Consider the following 16,084-nt stretch of genomic DNA (forward strand, 5'->3'; position numbering starts at 1 on the left):
TCTATATTAAAACGCATATAGCCCCACACCAGTTCGATCAGCCTGAACATATATTTCGGAGAAGTCATGAGCCAACAACGCGAGGCGATCGACACATACCTGCTGCGCGTCTTGCACACCCTTTTGATGGAGCGCAGCGTCACGCGCGCCGCCGTCAAGCTGAACCAGTCCCAACCCGCGATCAGCGCTGCGCTGCGACGGCTGCGCGACATCACCGGCGATCCGCTGCTCGTGCGCGGCAAATCCGGCATGGTGCCGACCGAGTACGGGCTGCGACTGCTCGAACCCGTTCAAAATGCGCTGCGCGAGATCGAACGCATTAAATTTCAGCAGCACAACTTCGACCCGGCGACGTCGATCCGCTGCTACCGGATCGGCTGCCCGGACTACCTGAACGTGCTGTTCGTGCCGACCGTCGTCGAGCGCTTCCGCCAGGCCGCGCCGAACGCGACACTCGAGTTCCACTCGCTCGGGCCCGCGTTCGACTATGAACTGGCCCTCGAGGACGGCAAGCTCGATATCGTCGTCGGCAACTGGCCGGAACCGCCCGAGCAGTTGCACCTGTCGAACCTGTTCGTCGACCAGATCGTGTGCCTGATGAGCAACACGCACCCGTTCGCGCGGCGCGGCGGCCTGACGCTCGATCAGTACCTGAACGCGCCGCATCTCGCGCCGACGCCCTACTCCGTCGGCCAGCGCGGCGCGATCGACGTGCATCTTGCGCGCGAGCGCCTGAAGCGCCACGTCGTCGTCACGTTGCCGTACTTCAACCTCGCACCTTACGTGCTGATCAAGTCCGATCTGATCTTCACGACGACGCGGCTGTTCGCCGACTACTACGCGAAGTTCCTGCCGCTGACCGTCGTGCCCGCGCCGCTCGACTTCCCGCCGATGCAGTATTACCAGTTGTGGCACGAGCGCGTGCACTACTCCGATGAAGTGCGCTGGCTGCGCAGCCTCGTCGCGGAGGCGACCAAGACGCTCGTCGACAAGTAAAGCGCGACGAAGAAAGCACTATGTTGCAGGCGGCGGTTGTCAAACCGCCGCTTCTCTTTTCAAAGTGCCGCTTCTTTTTTAAGCGGCACTTTCGTACAGCGACTTCGCCAGGCTGTTGTGCCGTTCGATCACGGGGCCCAGATTCACTGTCGTCAGCATGCCGTCCTTCACAACGATCTTTCCGCCGATCACGCTCGTCGATACCTGCGACGGCGCGCAGAACACGAGCGCCGCGACGGGATCATGCAGTGCGCCCGCAAAAAGCGGCTGACGCAGATCGAACGACGCGAAATCCGCTGCCATGCCGGGAGCCAGCGCGCCGATATCGTCGCGGTTCAGTACCTTTGCACCGCCGAGCGTCGCGATTTCGAGCGCTTCGCGCGCGGTCATCGCGTCAGGCCCGAAGCCGACGCGCTGCAGCAGCAACGCCTGACGCACTTCGGCGACCATCTGCGCGCCATCGTTCGAAGCCGATCCGTCGACACCCAGCCCGACGGGCACGCCCGCCAGCCGCATCTTCTTGACGGGCGCGATGCCCGACGCGAGCCGCATGTTCGAGCAAGGACAGTGCGCGACGCCCGTGCCTGTGCGCGCAAACAGGTCGATGCCTGCATCGTCGAGTTGCACGCAGTGCGCATGCCATACGTCGCGGCCGATCCAGCCCAGGTCCTCGGCGTACTCGGCCGGCGTCATGCCGAACTTCTCGCGGCTGTACGCAATATCGTTCACGTTCTCGGCGAGGTGCGTATGCAGCGACACGCCGTAGTGCCGCGCCAGTGCGGCCGATTCGCGCATCAGGTCGCGGCTCACCGAAAACGGAGAGCACGGTGCGACGACGACGCGCAGCATCGCGTAGCGCCCTTCGTCGTGATACATCTCGATCAGCCGTTGCGTGTCTTTCAGGATATCCGCTTCGCTTTCGACGACGGAATCGGGCGGCAGGCCACCGTCCTTCTGTCCGACGCTCATGCTGCCGCGGCTTGCATGAAAACGCATGCCGATGCGGCGCGCGGCGGCGATGCTGTCGTCGAGACGGCTGCCGTTCGGATAGATGTACAGGTGATCGCTCGACGTCGTGCAGCCTGAGAGCAGCAGTTCCGCCATCGCCGTCAGCGTCGAAATTTCGATCATCTCTGGCGTGAGATTCGCCCACACCTTGTACAGATTCGTCAGCCAGCCGAACAGCTCCGCGTTCTGCGCGGCGGGAATCGCACGCGTCAGGCTCTGATACATGTGATGGTGCGTGTTGACGAGACCGGGAATGACGAGATGCCCCGTCATGTCCAGAATCTCGTCGGCCGTGTCCGGCAGTTCCGCTGTCCGGCCGACGGCAACGATCCGGTTGTCTTCGATATAAAGGCCGCCGTCGCGCACTTCGCGCCGCTCGCCGTCCATCGTCACGAGCACGTCTGCGTGCCGAACCAGCATTGTTTTGCCGCGCTGCGCGGTTGTTCGCGTTGCGCCCGTTGCTTGGGTTTGCATCGTCATTCGTTTCTCCAGTGCCGCCCTGTTCGCCGCTGCGCGATGCCGCTGCCGCTGCATTCCGCTGCATAAGATTGCATGCCGTCACTTTCTGCTGCATCGATCTGCACCGGATCACTGTCCGCAGTGGTCCGGGCGAGTGCAAAAGTCGTTCGAACGCGATGTCACCGGCACGCCACCGCGCCGCCGCGTTCCGTTCGAACGCCGTTGGCCCGGTTACCCGGCGTGCTCCGCCGTCTTCGGGATGCACGGCCGCGCCGTGCATGGACGTAACCTTCGGGCGACAAAATTGCGCTGGCAACTCGGGCGGTTGCGATATCCGGATTCACGCAGCGCATATAGTCGGTATTTTTGGCGCCGGTACGATCGAGCAAGCGCGGCCATGCCGTTCCGGACTGCACTCGACTACCTGTGCAGAGGCTTTCAGCGGACCGTCATGCGGCAGCGATTATCTTTCCTATCGCTCGCTCGCGCAATGAACAATGTTTCTACAATGGATGTCACGGCGCTCGCTTCAATCCGCCGACGGGTATGTAGCCACTGACGTGGAGCCTCGATCCGCCGCAAACTGTGATGGATCGGGCGCCGCTGAAACCTCGCATCTACACAAGGACAATCGCGAATGGGCAAGCTCACTACCCACGTCCTCGACACGGCAAACGGCCGTCCCGGCGCCGATATCAAGGTCGAACTCTTTGCGCTTTCCGGCGATACGCGCCGTGCGCTCAAAACCACTACCACCAATCACGATGGCCGCTGCAACGAGCCGCTGCTCGAAGGCGATGCACTAACCGTCGGCGAATATGAACTCGTGTTTCATGCGGGCGACTACTTCGCGTCGATCGGCACCAAAGTGCCGGAGCCGCGCTTCGTCGATCGTGTCGTCCTGCGTTTCGGCATCGCCGATGCCGGCGCGCATTATCACGTGCCGCTGCTGGTGTCGCCGTGGTCGTACAGCACCTATCGCGGCAGCTGACGCTCAACGAAGCAGCGCCACGTACAGGGGCGCGTGCGTTCCGCCGATGACACGGAGACATTCGCGAAGCGCAAGCCAAACAGACGCGACCCATCAGCACCCGAGTTCATCTTATTGTCGTTGCATGCACTGAACCGCTCGCGGACATGCAGCAGCGCAACAGCATCGCATTGCGCGCAGTACACGAGATGCTGCGCGAACAACGAATCAGGAGTGGAGGAGTTTCATGGAAGGCTTTATTACCGACTGGCTGAATCTCGCGATTCGCTGGTTTCACGTGATCGCCGCAATTGCCTGGATCGGCGAATCGTTCTATTTCGTCGCCCTCGATAACAGCCTGAAGCCGCCCACGGACCCGAACCAGCGCCGGCGCGGCGTGTTCGGCGAACTGTGGCATGTGCACGGCGGCGGCTTCTACAACATGCAGAAGTACACCGTCGCGCCGCCCGAGATGCCCGATGACCTGCACTGGTCGAAGTGGCCGTCGTACACGACGTGGCTTTCCGGTTTCGGGCTTTTCACAGTGCTGTACCTGTTCGCGCCGAATACGTATCTGATCGACAAGAACGTGCTCGACATGGGCCCGGTCGTCGCGATCTTTTCGGCACTCGGCTTCCTCGCGGCAGGCTGGATCGTCTATGACTCGCTGTGCCGCATCCTCGGCAACCGGGACAAGCTGCTCGGCATCTGCGTCGGTATCTACGTGCTGATCGCGGCCTTCCTTGCATGTCATATCTTCGCGGGCCGCGCGGCGTATCTGATCATGGGCGCAATGCTCGCGACGATCATGTCCGCGAACGTGTTCTTCGTGATCATTCCCGGCCAGCGCAAGATGGTCGACGCGATGCTCAAGGGCGACACACCGAACCCGATCTACGGCAAGCGCGGCAAGCAACGCTCCGTGCACAACACGTATTTCACGCTGCCCGTCGTGTTCGCGATGCTGTCGAACCACTACGCGATGACGTACACGCATCCGTACAACTGGGCTGTGCTCGTCGTGATCATGCTGGCGGGCGCGCTGATCCGCCAGTTCTTCGTGATGCGTCACCGCGGCCAGGTGCTGTGGTATCTGCCCCTCGCCGGCGTCGCGCTGATGTTCGGCGCACTGTTCTGGACGATGCCGAAGCCGGTCGTGCCCGTCGCGGAAGCTGCGAATGCACCCGTCATCAAGGTCGCCGATATCGTGCCCGTGCTGCAGCAACGCTGCGTCGCGTGCCACTCCTCGCATCCGACGCTGATGGGGAGCGCCCCCGCCGGCGTGCTGCTCGACACGCCCGATGAAATTTCGATGAACGCGCAACGCATCTATCAGCAGGCGGTGACGCTCAAGGCGATGCCGCTCGGCAACGTCACGCACATGACCGACGGCGAACGGCAACAAATCGCTGCGTGGTTCCAGGGCGGCGCGGTGAAATAAGAGACGAGGTGTCGATGACGGGCGCAAGCCCGTTTCTTCGAGGTTGGCGGGCTGTTCGCGCAAGCGGCAGCCCGCTTTTTTTGCGTGTGGCGAATGAGCGGCGGCTGCACGTATGCATGCGGACGAATCGATGCCGGTGTGTTCGCAGCCCAACGCTATAGCACGCGCATTTAGCAGCTGTTTTGCAGCCCCGAACCGACAAGCCGGATACTGCGGCTTGTCGGTTCGGGGCTTCAATTACTGGCAAATCGCTTCGGCGCAAAGTCTGCTTGAAGACACAACCTGCTCGATCTATTTTCGCGAAGCATCTTCATTGCGGCCGATGCGCAACGCAGCACATCAGTCGCCGCCGCTCAGCAGAAAGAAGAGCATGCGGCTCAAACGCTAGTCGAAGTCGAATGCAATCGAAGCGCCAGATCTCAGCGAGCCCGCCAACCAAAAGAAAAGCCCACCGCGGACATTCATCCGCGATGGGCTTTTCTTGTATCGCCGAAGCACCGCGCACGACGCGATGCATGCCACCACACTCAAACCGCTACAGCGTTCAAAGCCTCTTCAGGGAGCCAAAGCGACGCCGCGAGATCCTGCTCGTTGAGATTGAGCCCTTCGCCACCGCGATCGACGACGATGAAATCGCTCACTTCGCCCAACGCGATCAGCGGATGGTGCCACACGCCTTTCGCGTAGTTCACGCCCTGCCAGCCGCTCGTGACGAACGCGCGAATCTGCGACTCGTCGAGCGCGCCGGCCGGCGCGACCACGACCAGATACGGCTTGTCGTTCAACGGAATAAACGCCTGGCTGCCGAGCGGATGACGTTCGAGCATCTTCACTTCGAACGGCAGCACGCGTGGCTGCCCGCGAAACAGATTGACGAGCGTGCGGCCGTCCTGATCGGCGACATCGACTTTCGCGAGATCGTGATAACGGATCGTCGTGCCGAGGTTGATCGGAATCTGCTTCGCGTTTTCCAGTTCAATCACGTCGCCGAACGGCGCGAACGCTTCGCGTGTCAGCGGTTCGATGGCGAGTGTTTTCATGATGCGAGCGTGCCCCACAGACGCAGACGCGACACGCCACCGTCCGGAATGATGTTGAAGCGAACATGCGTGACAGGGCCCAGCGCCGCTATCTCGCTTTCGAAGAAATGCTGCTTGTCCATCTGCAGCTTCTGTTCGCCGAGCAGCACCGGCCAGAACATCGCCTGGGTGATCAGCGAACTGTCCGTACCGCCCGTCACGTATGCAGCCTGAAGCGAGCAGCGATCGGGAAAGTTGCCCTTGAAGTGCGCCGTATCAACTTCGATCTTCTTGATGATGCCCGGCTGCGCGAGAGCGACGATCGCCCAGTCGTTGCCCGGCTCACGACGTCGGCGCGTTTCCCAGCCGTCGCCCATGTTCACGCCTCGGCCCGGCATCATGAGCGTCGACGCCGCACCGAAGTGCTGATTGTTCGCGGCCACCAGGTACGCGCCGTTTTCCATCGCGGCCAGATCGAACAGATCGGTGCGGCTCGCGCCCGCCCAGTCGACTTGCGGCTGACCGTACACGCGCAGGCGCGCGATGCCGCCGTCCGGATAGATGTTCACGCGCAAGTGCGTGTATGCGTTCGTGTCGCCCACTTCGACGTAGTGGTGGCTATTGCCTTGAAGCGTCGTCGACGGAACGATCTCGGTCCATCGCGTCGACTGGTTCGGCGCGCCGTCCGTCACGCGCGCGGCTTCCACCGATGCCGCCGGCGGAAAGTTGCCCGTGAAGTGGCTCGTGTCGATATCGAGTCCCTTGATGACGCCCGGACGCGCGAGCTTCACGATGCACCAGTCGTAGCCCGTCGTGCGCTTGCGGCGCGTTTCCCAGCCGTCCATCCACTTGCCGTGCTCGTCGTACTTGCCGGGGATGAAGACGGCCGGCTCCGGATTCAGCATGCGTTCCTTCGGCGCGAAGAAATCGTCGCTGGATTCGAGCGCCTGTGCGCCGAGACGCGGGTCCGCGAGATTCACGAAACGGCGGGTGAATTCGGGTGCGTTGGGATCGAGAATCGGAAGTGCCATCTTTGTCGTCCTTGCTGTCGGGTTGTTGCTTTGTGTGGGTGCGCCGTGTGAATACCGAGGGCGCGCGATGTGTCGCGATACAACGGCAATCACGCGGCAAGCGCGGCGCTCACGCGCTGATCAGATCGTCGAGACGAAACCGCGCGATGCGATAGATCTGGTCGAGGCTTGCGCGCAGCTCGTCGGCGCGGCTGTTGCTCACACGCGATTCGAAGTTCGCGATGATCCCGTGCCGGTCGTAGCCGCGCACGGCGAGAATGAATGGAAAGCCGAACTTCTCGCGATACGCCGCGTTCAGGCGCAGCAGCTTGTCGAACTCTTCCTGCGTGCATTGATCGAGACCGGCGCCGCTCTGCTCGCGCGTCGATTCGGCCGTCAGCTCGCCGCGCACGGCCGCCTTGCCCGCGAGTTCCGGGTGCGCGTTGATCAGTGCGAGCTGCTTCGCTTCGCCCGCTGTTTCGACGGCGTTCGACATCGTCGCGTGCAACGCGTCGATGCTCGCGTAAGGACGTTGCGCGGCCGCCGCTTCGGCGACCCACGGCGAGTGCTCGAAGATGCCCGACAGCGCCGCAACAAACGCGTCGGTCGAAATCCTGTTCAATTGGTCGAGTGTGTATTGCATCGCCTTCATGCCGCAGCCCCGCGGTTGTCCTGTGGTTGATAGGGGTGATGCTCGCGCCAGTGACGCGCGATATCGACGCGCCGCGAGACCCACACGCGCTCGTGCTTTTCGATGTGATCGAGAAAGCGCTGCAGTGCGCGAAAGCGCCCGGGGCGGCCGAGCAGACGGCAATGCATGCCGATCGACATCATCTTCGGCGCTTCGTCGCCTTCTTCGTACAGCACGTCGAATGCGTCGCGCAGATACGTGAAGAAATGGTCCGCTGTGTTGAAGCCTTGCGGCGTCGCGAAGCGCATGTCGTTGGTGTCGAGCGTGTACGGCACGATCAGTTGCGGCACCTTCGCGCCGCCCGTCACCTCGACGTCCATCCAGAACGGCAAGTCATCGCCGTAGTTGTCGGAGTCGTACAGGAAGCCGCCGTATTCGGCCACGAGGCGCCGCGTATTGGGACTGTCGCGGCCCGTGTACCAGCCGAGCGGCCGCTCGCCCGTCACGCGCTCGATCGCTTCCATGCCGAGGCGCATGTGCTCGGCTTCGCGTTCGGGCGACATGTCCTGATAGTGAATCCAGCGATAGCCGTGACACGCGATCTCATGGCCCAGCTCGACGAACGCGCGCGCGACTTCCGGATGTCGTTCGATCGCCATGCCGACGCCGAATATCGTCAGAGGCAGGCCGCGCTTTTCGAACTCGCGCAAGATGCGCCATACGCCGGCACGCGAGCCGTATTCGTAGATCGACTCCATGCTCATGTGACGCGACGGATACGCCGTCGCGCCGACGATCTCGGACAGGAACTGTTCGGAGCCCGGATCGCCGTGCAGCACGCAGTTCTCGCCGCCCTCTTCGTAGTTGAGAACGAACTGGACCGCGACGCGCGCGCGTCCTGGCCAGTCAGCCTGCACGGGATGACGGCCGTAGCCGATCAGATCGCGTGGATAGTTCGAATCGAGTGACATGATGTGAGTGACGCAGCGGTTGACGTGAGCGGTTGCAAGTCTGCGCCGGCGGACGTCGTGAAAGCGGGGAAACGCGCTACGGCAGGGCCGGCAGGGTTGAACCAGTGTAGCGAAAACACCCGGGTGCGCCCATACACCCGGGCAGATAGTGCGTGTCAGACGGAATGTATGTGCGGCGCAATATCGGCGGCCGGGTCGGCGCGCAGCGCGCTCGCGTTGACCCGCAGCAGCGCGCCGTTGGTGCCCGTCACGTCATTCGCGCCGGGCGCGGCTTGTCGCCCGCATGCCGCGTCGGCGGGCGCATCGCCCGTCGGACTGAAGCGCGCGAACTCACCGTCGTAGTGCTTCGCGAGCGGTCGCGCATAGTCGCCGCGCTTGGCCGTCGAGAGGCGCAACGCGACGAGCGCCTCGACCCACTTGACGGCGGCCGTCACGCCTTCGATCACGGGCGCGCCCAGCGCATCTTCGATCTCTGCGCACAATTCCGCCATGCCCGCGCAGCCGAGCACGATCGCATCCGATCCGTCCTCGTCGAGCGCGCGACGGCATTCGTCGGTAATGATCCGTCGCGCCGCCGAGCCGGGTTGATCGAGTTCGAGCACGGCGACATCGGTGGCGCGAACGTTGCGGCAGAAGCGCTTCATGCCGTAACGCTCGGCCAGATGCCAGGCCATCCCGCAGGTACGCGAAAGCGTCGTCACCACCGAAAAGCCCGGCGCGAGCACGCTCGCGGCATGCATCGCCGCTTCCGCGATCCCGATCACGGGACCGCGCGCCAGTTCGCGCGCCGCATAGAGACCGGGATCGCCGAAACATGCAATCACGTAGCCGTCGAAGCCCTCACGCTCGCCCGCCTCAATTTCGGCCAGCAGCCCCGGCGTGGCGAGCGCTTCGTCGTAATAGCCTTCGATCGACGGCGGGCCCATCGTCGGGCTCACCGCCACCAGTTCCGTCCCCGGCGCGACGACGCTGCGCGCACAACGGCCCATGGCCTCCGTCATCCGTTGCGTCGTGTTCGGGTTGATCAGTTTGATACGCATGTCGACTCCTGTGTCGACCAGAGCTTCTTACTCCGGTCCCATGCAGATGATTGCATTGCATCCTTTTGATGAACTGTCATGTGCGTTCATGCACCGCGTTGCAGCTTACGGGCAAGCACACCATAGAACACTGCACCGAGTCCCGCGCCGATGAACCACGAGAAGTTCGCCAGACCGTCCAGCGACGGCACCATCACGCAGATCACCGCGATCAGTGCAGCCGGGAGCAGCGCGGCCACTGCACGATAGTTCACGCCCTTGTGATACCAGTACGCGCCCTTCTCGGACACCGTGTACAGATCGTCGAGCACGATCTTCTGACGCTTCACGAGGAAGAAGTCGACGATCAGGATGCCGTACAACGGTCCGATGAAGCTGCCCAGCACGTCGAGCGTGTAGTGGATCACGGCCGGGTTGTTGAACAGGTTCCACGGCGTGATGAAGATCGACGCGACGGCAGCGAGCATGCCGCCTGCACGCCAGCTGATGAGCTTCGGCGCGACGTTCGAGAAGTCGAATGCAGGCGATACGAAGTTGGCGACGATGTTGATGCCGATCGTCGCGATGGTGAACGTCAGTGCACCGAGAATCACAGCCGTCGGATAGTCGATGCGGCCCACCGTTTCGACGGGATCGGTGATGAGCTCGCCGAACACGGGCAGCGTCGCGGCCGTCGTGATGACCGTCACCAGCGAGAACGCAAGGAAGTTGACAGGCAGGCCCCAGAAATTGCCGCGCTTGACGCTGCGAAAGCTCTTGCCGTAGCGCGAGAAGTCGCCGAAGTTCAGCATCGGGCCCGAGAAGTACGACACCACCAGCGAGATCGCCGTGATCATCACGGGGATCACTTCCATTCCGTGATACTTCACGCCGCCGAGGTTGATGCCGATGTTTTGCCAGCCTGCGCGCCACACCATGTAACCGGCCAGGATGAACATCACGACATACACGGCCGGGCCGGCGAAGTCGATGAACTTCTTGATCGTCTCCATGCCGTTCCAGAACACGAATGCCTGCAGCACCCACAGCAACATGAAGCCGGCCCAGCCGACCGTCGACAGTCCCATGAAACCGTGCCGATGCACATCCGCGTATGGCAGAAGCTGCGGAAAGAACTTGAGCACGACGATGACGAGCGCGCTCGATGCAAGATACGTCTGGATGCCGTACCACGCGACGGCGATGAGACCGCGAATCACGGCAGGAACGTTCGCGCCCAGCACACCAAACGTCGCGCGGCACGCAACGGGATACGGCACGCCGTTCAGCTGGCTCGGCTTCGCGATCATGTTGCACAACAGGTTCACGATCGTGATGCCGACGAGCAGCGCGATCAGCACCTGCCAGCTCGTGAGGCCCAGCGCGAACAGGCTGCCCGCGAACACATAGCCGCCGACGCTGTGCACGTCCGACATCCAGAACGCGAAGATGTTATAGGCGCCCCACGTCTGATGCTTCAACGGCGCGAGGTCTTCGTTGTACAGACGCTCGCTGTAGCCCGCTGGAAGCGAATGACCGCTTTGCGCGCCGCTCTCGTAATCGGGGATGGTCGAACTATCCGGTGCTGCACTGAACTGAGCCATGGATTCCTCCTAAGATGGGAACGTCGACGGGAATCGACGAGCATTGCATCGTGCATGCCAGGCATGCGACCGGCCTACCATGTGGGGTCGTGCCAATGCACAGCGCCTGCACGTTGCCGCGGGTGTCTCCGTACTTACGTACTTGTTTTGATGGCCCGGCAGGCTTTCCGCGAATGCCTGCAAGGCTTTGCCGCGTCGGCATGGCCGCTTGATGAGCGCTCATGCCTTACGGTCTATCAGTCTCGATACGCACCGGGTGCGGCTCGTATCGGTTCATGTCCCGGTCGGCCTGTCCGCCGACTTGGTGATCAAACACAGTTCACTTCAGTGCAGCGCGCACCGCCTGCGAGCGCGGGCGGATCTCACGCAAGCACTCTGATTCAGCCGACAACCAACTTGGGCGCACGCATGCCGAATACTTCATGCAGATCGGTTCCGCCGCCTGCCGGCCGGTCCAGCATCTTCAACTCGACGCTCTGCAGATGGCGCGACATCAGCGCGCCCGCTGTCTTCGCATCGCCCGCGTCGATCGCCGCGAGAATCGCTTCGTGATCTTCAAACGAACAGGGGCTGCGGCCGAGCGATTCGTACAGCGCCGAAATCAACGTCGAACGCGCGACCAGGCCGTTCAAGCAGTCGCATAGCACGGTGTTGCCCGTCAGCGATGCAAGCTCGGTATGAAACTCGCCGGAGAGCCTGATCCACGCCGGGAAGTCGCGCGACTCGAACGCCCTGCGCTCGCGGGCGATCATCCCGCCAATGCTCTTCAACCGCCGTGAGCCTTGGCCCGCGCAAATCTTGTCGACGACGGCCAGCTCGATGATCCGGCGCATCTCGAACACTTCATGCACTTCCTGCAGCGACGGACTGGCGACAAACGCGCCGCGGTTCGGCTCCAGATCGACGAGCCGGTCGGTGGCCAACTGGGCCAGCGCCTGCCGGATCGGTCCGCGCTTGACGCCGAACACGTCGCACAACTGGGCTTCCGTCAATTTCGCGCCGGGCGCAAGTCTATGCTCGAGGATCGCGGCGCGAATGCGCTCGGCGATCGCTTCGGGTTTCATGCTGCTGGCGGCGACGTTAGATGTCTCTGACATGATGAGGGTGCTGTTATGGGATCCATCTTAGGACGGACATAAAAATTGTCAACAATTTAAGGCACCGATTTTCGACAATTTCAGTTTGGACTGACCAGCCGAAAACTATCTAAACGCTCTCTGGCGGCCTTTCTGTGCGCGTGGGCGACCAAGTGCTTCGACCAGCGGCATCCTCGTCTGACGAACGTTTTGTCAACAAAACTTGCGGCGACCAGGGCAGCGGCAATTGGCGGAGGCGGAAAGAAAATTGACCGTTAGTTGCGCATGGCGGTCAAAACGAAGGCGAGTCGCCTCGCCTTTTCTCCGACGCAATGCGAGGCGTTGCCCGCCCCAGCGTCCCCTACGTCCGTTATCCGAGCACGGGATGTCCGGACACCGTCAGCTTGAATCCATGAGCGCCCGCGACGAGATGCGCCTGTGCGCCGACGGGCAGCGTCACCATGTCGGGGATATGGCCGAACTGAAGGCCCGTCACGACGGGAATGCCGACCACCGACCTCACCTGCTCGATCATCGCGTGAAGGTCGTAGCCGTTGTCGTAGTCGAACGGCTTGCCGCCCGAAAAGTCGCCGAACACGAGCGCCTGCTGCCGCTCGAGGATGCCCGCGAGATGCAGTTGATAGATCAGGCGCTCGATCCGGAACGGCTGCTCGTTGACATCCTCGATGAACAGAATGCCGCTCTCGACAGGCGGCATATACGGCGAGCCGACCAGCGACGCCAGCACAGCCAGATTGCCGCCCCACAGCGTGCCCTTGACGTCGACGGCACGCGCTTGCGGGACTGTGCTCGAAATCGTGTAGGTATCCGAAGTCAGCGCGCGCCAGAAGTGCGTCATCGTGAAGTCGCTGACGTTTTCCGCGCCGAAATCGACCGCGAGCATCGGGCCGCCGAACGTCGTCACGCCCGCCTGCGACAGTAGCGCCATCTGGAGCGCGGTGAAATCGCTGTGACCCACGAACGCGATCGGCTGGTCACGCAAGCGGCGTTGCAGGCCCGCGTAGTCGAGTCCGTGCAGAATGCGCACTGCCCCGTAGCCGCCGCGCACGGCGAGCACGATGTCGGGCAGCTCGCGCGATGGGTCCGCCAGCCGGTTCAGCTCTGCTGCGCGTTCGCCGTCGGTGCCTGCAAAGCGCTGGTAACGCCGCTGCGTCGCGCCGATGTTCTCGACGTGGTGCCCTTGCGCGCGCAACCGTTTCAGCGCGAGATGAATTGCGCCCGGATCGTGCGGATAGCCCGAAGGCGCGATCAGTTCGATGGTGCGATGCGTGGCCATATCAGCCTGTCGTTCTGTTGACGGAATTTGTGTCTTAGAGTGGTTCGGACGCGTCGGGTTCGCCGTGGCACGCGGCGGCGGCGCGCTTTTCCCGCGCGGCGCGCCGGCGATCCGCGAAGAACGAGCGCAACGCATCACCGCATTCGTCTTCGAGCACGCCGCCGATCACGTTCGTGTGATGGTTCAGTTGGGGATTCGCAAACGCATCGACGACGCTGCCGCATGCGCCCGTTTTCGGGTCGCGCGCGCCGAACACGACCCGCGCGATGCGTGCGTGCATGATCGCGCCCGCGCACATCAGGCAGGGTTCGAGCGTCACGTAGAGCTCGCAGCCCGGCAGCCGGTAGTTGCCGAGCATTTGCGCGGCGGCGCGCAGCGCGGCCATTTCGGCGTGCGCGGAAGGATCGTGTCCGCTGATCGGGTGATTGAAGCCCTTCGCGATCACGTCGTCGCCGCGCACGAGCACCGCGCCGACGGGGACTTCGCCCGCGGCGCGCGCTTCGTCGGCGGCGGCCTGCGCGAGCCCCATGAAGTGGAGATCGCGTTCGGAGATATCGGTGCGTTCTGCGCGAACGGCTGCTTCGGCATTCGAAGTGCTCAAAGCGTTCCGAGCGGCTGTCACAGGCACGGCAAGCGGCGGCCGCGCGCCCGTCTGATCGGCAGCCGGCTGGACCGGCGAACCGGCGGGCAAATCGGCTTGCGACGCGGAAGGATCGCCGTCGATGCTCACGCCGGCCCCGCCTCGGCGGCCGGGTCATCGGCGGCGCGCTCAGAAAGACGCTCGGCGATCCGGCGGCAGTACTCGCGCGGCATCACGAGCGGCCCCCCGCGCAACGATTCGAGCGCCATGTCGAGCGCCAGCATCTTTGCCTGCAGCCGGCAGCGGGTCGACCGGTCGCTGACGGCATCGAGTTCGTTCTGCAGGTCGCGCAGCGCCCGCAACTGTTCGACGGCCGGCGGCACAAAGCCCGCATTCTTCAGAATGCGATTCGCGACTCGAACTTCTTCAGGCACCAGTGCGTCGTCGTCGAGCATCTGGGGCGCGCCGGCTCCCGGCAAATCGTCGAACTCGCCGCGCGCAGCCGCGGCGGCAATCCGTTGTTCGACAAGTGCATCAAGCAATTTCATTTGCAATCCACTACGTTGCGGCCCGGGCATTTTATCAGGACCGGCGAAATGCATTTGTCAGACGCCTAGAGTGTGCAATCAGGTCTTAAGAAATGTCGTAGGGAATGGCGTTCTGCATCGGGATACGGCCGTCGATCTTCGTGCTCGTATGCCGCGATCGGCAGGCCGTTTTTCTACGACGCGCAATTTACACACTGTTACGCAGGGCGCGCGTCAATAACGACGCGCGCTTCCCTATACTCGTCGCCGTCCACAGCTGGTGGCGCCACGACAATCACGCAACATGACCCACTCCCGTTTTGCTCGCCCTTTCGTCCGAACATCGCTGATCGCGCTCTGCGTAACGCTGCCGCTTGCCGGCTGCGTCGTTCCCGGCAATGCGCCCTATGGTTCCGCTTACGGTTCGTCGTACGCCGCACAACCGGCGTATGGACAACCGGCCTACGCCCAACCGGCGTACTCGCAGCCTGCGCAGCCCGGCTATGCGCAACCTGCCTATGCGCAGCCCGGCTATGCGCAACCTGCCTATGCGCAGCCCGGTTACGCGCAGCCGCCGCAGTATCAGCAGCCCTACGCGCAGCAGCCGCAATATCAACAACAGCCTGCGGACGATCAGTCCGGCTGGCAGGACGGCCAGAACCAGAGCTATCAGCAGCCGCAGCAGGGCTATGGATACGGCGAGCAGTACGGCGTCGTTTCGTCGATCCAGCCGCTGGCCAATCCGGGGGCCGTGACGGCGGGCGGCGTCGCGGGCACGGTGATCGGCGCCGTCGTGGGCGGCGTGATCGGCAACCAGTTCGGCCACGGTCATGGCCGCGATGCCGCGACGGCGATCGGCGTGCTGGGCGGCGCTGTCGCGGGCAATCAGCTTGGACAGCAGGCCGGGGCATCGTCGCCGGGCGGCTACCGGGTTTCCGTGCAACTGAACGACGGTTCAACGCGCGCTTTCGATGTCAGCACGCCCGGCGACCTGCATCCGGGCGACCGCGTGCGCATCGCGGGCAACCGGCTCGATCGCTACTGATTCACTGGTCGATTGACGTCGCGCGTACGACTGACGTCGGACTCGCGCGATGCGCATGCAACGCATGCACTATCGTGCTGGCGCGCCACGCGAACTTAATTTCCGGGCCGCAATCCGGCGTCGGGCACTGTCCGCGGTTCGTAGCAGATCGCGAACCGTGCCGACAGCAAGCAGCAGCTTCGCGAACGTCGTTTTTTTCTGGCTTGAGCAGAGCGCAATCGGCAATCTTCACGTGTTTGAAAATCGGCTTCCGGCACTGTTGCGGAAAGGCTCAGAGACCACTGCCTGTCAGCGGCCAGCACCCTTGTTGTTGGCGGTCTAAAAGCGCGCATAAATGACGACAGGAGCTTGAGCGAATCCGTCAACAATTAAGGGGCCCACGCGGGCCCCTTCCTGTTGATGCTGACCTGGAGTCAGAACGAAGGCGGGCC

Annotated in this window: 15 protein-coding genes; 4 read left to right on the forward strand and 11 right to left on the reverse strand. The window is 63.1% G+C overall.

Annotation, left to right across the window (positions count from 1 at the left end; genetic code table 11):
- The first annotated feature begins 66 nt into the window (after nucleotides 1–66).
- A complete protein-coding gene (locus AABE10_RS32260; RefSeq protein WP_087735332.1) occupies nucleotides 67–996 on the forward strand; it encodes a LysR substrate-binding domain-containing protein in 930 nt (309 codons plus the stop codon).
- A 78-nt stretch (nucleotides 997–1,074) separates the two neighbouring features.
- Here AABE10_RS32260 and AABE10_RS32265 read toward each other — a convergent pair whose 3' ends face one another.
- The gene (locus tag AABE10_RS32265) at nucleotides 1,075–2,484 is read right to left on the reverse strand and encodes an 8-oxoguanine deaminase (protein ID WP_342937158.1); all 1,410 of its coding nucleotides are present in this window, start codon (nucleotides 2,482–2,484) and stop codon (nucleotides 1,075–1,077) included.
- Between the two features lie 616 nt (nucleotides 2,485–3,100).
- On the opposite strand from AABE10_RS32265, the gene uraH reads away from it, so the two are divergent.
- Together uraH and AABE10_RS32275 are read left to right on the forward strand one after the other, a co-directional pair.
- Nucleotides 3,101–3,454, forward strand: a complete 354-nt coding sequence (uraH, locus tag AABE10_RS32270; RefSeq protein ID WP_087735334.1) for a hydroxyisourate hydrolase — start codon at nucleotides 3,101–3,103, stop codon at nucleotides 3,452–3,454.
- A 226-nt stretch (nucleotides 3,455–3,680) separates the two neighbouring features.
- Nucleotides 3,681–4,874, forward strand: coding sequence for a urate hydroxylase PuuD (locus tag AABE10_RS32275; RefSeq protein WP_342937159.1), 1,194 nt, complete (start codon nucleotides 3,681–3,683; stop codon nucleotides 4,872–4,874).
- Between the two features lie 527 nt (nucleotides 4,875–5,401).
- Here the strand turns inward: AABE10_RS32275 and AABE10_RS32280 are convergent.
- The 10 genes from AABE10_RS32280 to AABE10_RS32325 all read right to left on the reverse strand — a co-directional run bounded on the left by AABE10_RS32280 (nucleotide 5,402) and on the right by AABE10_RS32325 (nucleotide 14,629).
- Nucleotides 5,402–5,914 carry an ureidoglycolate lyase gene (locus AABE10_RS32280; protein WP_342937160.1) on the reverse strand — a complete coding sequence of 171 codons (513 nt, stop codon included), beginning with the start codon at nucleotides 5,912–5,914 and terminating at the stop codon, nucleotides 5,402–5,404.
- Nucleotides 5,911–6,924 carry an allantoicase gene (gene alc / locus AABE10_RS32285; RefSeq protein WP_342937161.1) on the reverse strand — a complete coding sequence of 338 codons (1,014 nt, stop codon included), beginning with the start codon at nucleotides 6,922–6,924 and terminating at the stop codon, nucleotides 5,911–5,913. The genes AABE10_RS32280 and alc overlap by 4 nt, the downstream gene beginning before the upstream one ends.
- 109 nt (nucleotides 6,925–7,033) lie before the next feature.
- A complete protein-coding gene (uraD, locus tag AABE10_RS32290) occupies nucleotides 7,034–7,555 on the reverse strand; it encodes a 2-oxo-4-hydroxy-4-carboxy-5-ureidoimidazoline decarboxylase (RefSeq protein ID WP_342937162.1) in 522 nt (173 codons plus the stop codon).
- Entirely contained in the window at nucleotides 7,552–8,505 is a 954-nt protein-coding gene (gene puuE / locus AABE10_RS32295; protein ID WP_342937163.1) for an allantoinase PuuE, read from the reverse strand. The genes uraD and puuE overlap by 4 nt, the downstream gene beginning before the upstream one ends.
- A 155-nt stretch (nucleotides 8,506–8,660) precedes the next feature.
- A complete protein-coding gene (locus tag AABE10_RS32300) occupies nucleotides 8,661–9,545 on the reverse strand; it encodes an aspartate/glutamate racemase family protein (protein ID WP_342937164.1) in 885 nt (294 codons plus the stop codon).
- Between the two features lie 86 nt (nucleotides 9,546–9,631).
- Nucleotides 9,632–11,128 carry an NCS1 family nucleobase:cation symporter-1 gene (locus AABE10_RS32305; RefSeq protein ID WP_342937165.1) on the reverse strand — a complete coding sequence of 499 codons (1,497 nt, stop codon included), beginning with the start codon at nucleotides 11,126–11,128 and terminating at the stop codon, nucleotides 9,632–9,634.
- A gap of 380 nt (nucleotides 11,129–11,508) precedes the next feature.
- Nucleotides 11,509–12,225, reverse strand: coding sequence for a GntR family transcriptional regulator (locus AABE10_RS32310; protein ID WP_342937166.1), 717 nt, complete (start codon nucleotides 12,223–12,225; stop codon nucleotides 11,509–11,511).
- A gap of 349 nt (nucleotides 12,226–12,574) precedes the next feature.
- On the reverse strand, nucleotides 12,575–13,501 hold the full coding sequence (ldcA, locus tag AABE10_RS32315; protein ID WP_342937167.1) for a muramoyltetrapeptide carboxypeptidase: 927 nt from the start codon (nucleotides 13,499–13,501) through the stop codon (nucleotides 12,575–12,577).
- Nucleotides 13,502–13,535: 34 nt separating this feature from the next.
- The gene (gene tadA / locus AABE10_RS32320) at nucleotides 13,536–14,102 is read right to left on the reverse strand and encodes a tRNA adenosine(34) deaminase TadA (protein WP_342937175.1); all 567 of its coding nucleotides are present in this window, start codon (nucleotides 14,100–14,102) and stop codon (nucleotides 13,536–13,538) included.
- A 125-nt stretch (nucleotides 14,103–14,227) separates the two neighbouring features.
- Nucleotides 14,228–14,629 carry a DnaJ family domain-containing protein gene (locus AABE10_RS32325; RefSeq protein ID WP_342937176.1) on the reverse strand — a complete coding sequence of 134 codons (402 nt, stop codon included), beginning with the start codon at nucleotides 14,627–14,629 and terminating at the stop codon, nucleotides 14,228–14,230.
- 283 nt (nucleotides 14,630–14,912) lie between these two features.
- Here AABE10_RS32325 and AABE10_RS32330 point away from each other — a divergent pair, with 283 nt between their 5' ends.
- Nucleotides 14,913–15,653, forward strand: coding sequence for a glycine zipper 2TM domain-containing protein (locus AABE10_RS32330; protein WP_342937168.1), 741 nt, complete (start codon nucleotides 14,913–14,915; stop codon nucleotides 15,651–15,653).
- Nucleotides 15,654–16,084: the final 431 nt, after the last annotated feature.

This window comes from Paraburkholderia diazotrophica, from assembly GCF_038900755.1.
GTDB lineage: Bacteria > Pseudomonadota > Gammaproteobacteria > Burkholderiales > Burkholderiaceae > Paraburkholderia > Paraburkholderia diazotrophica_A.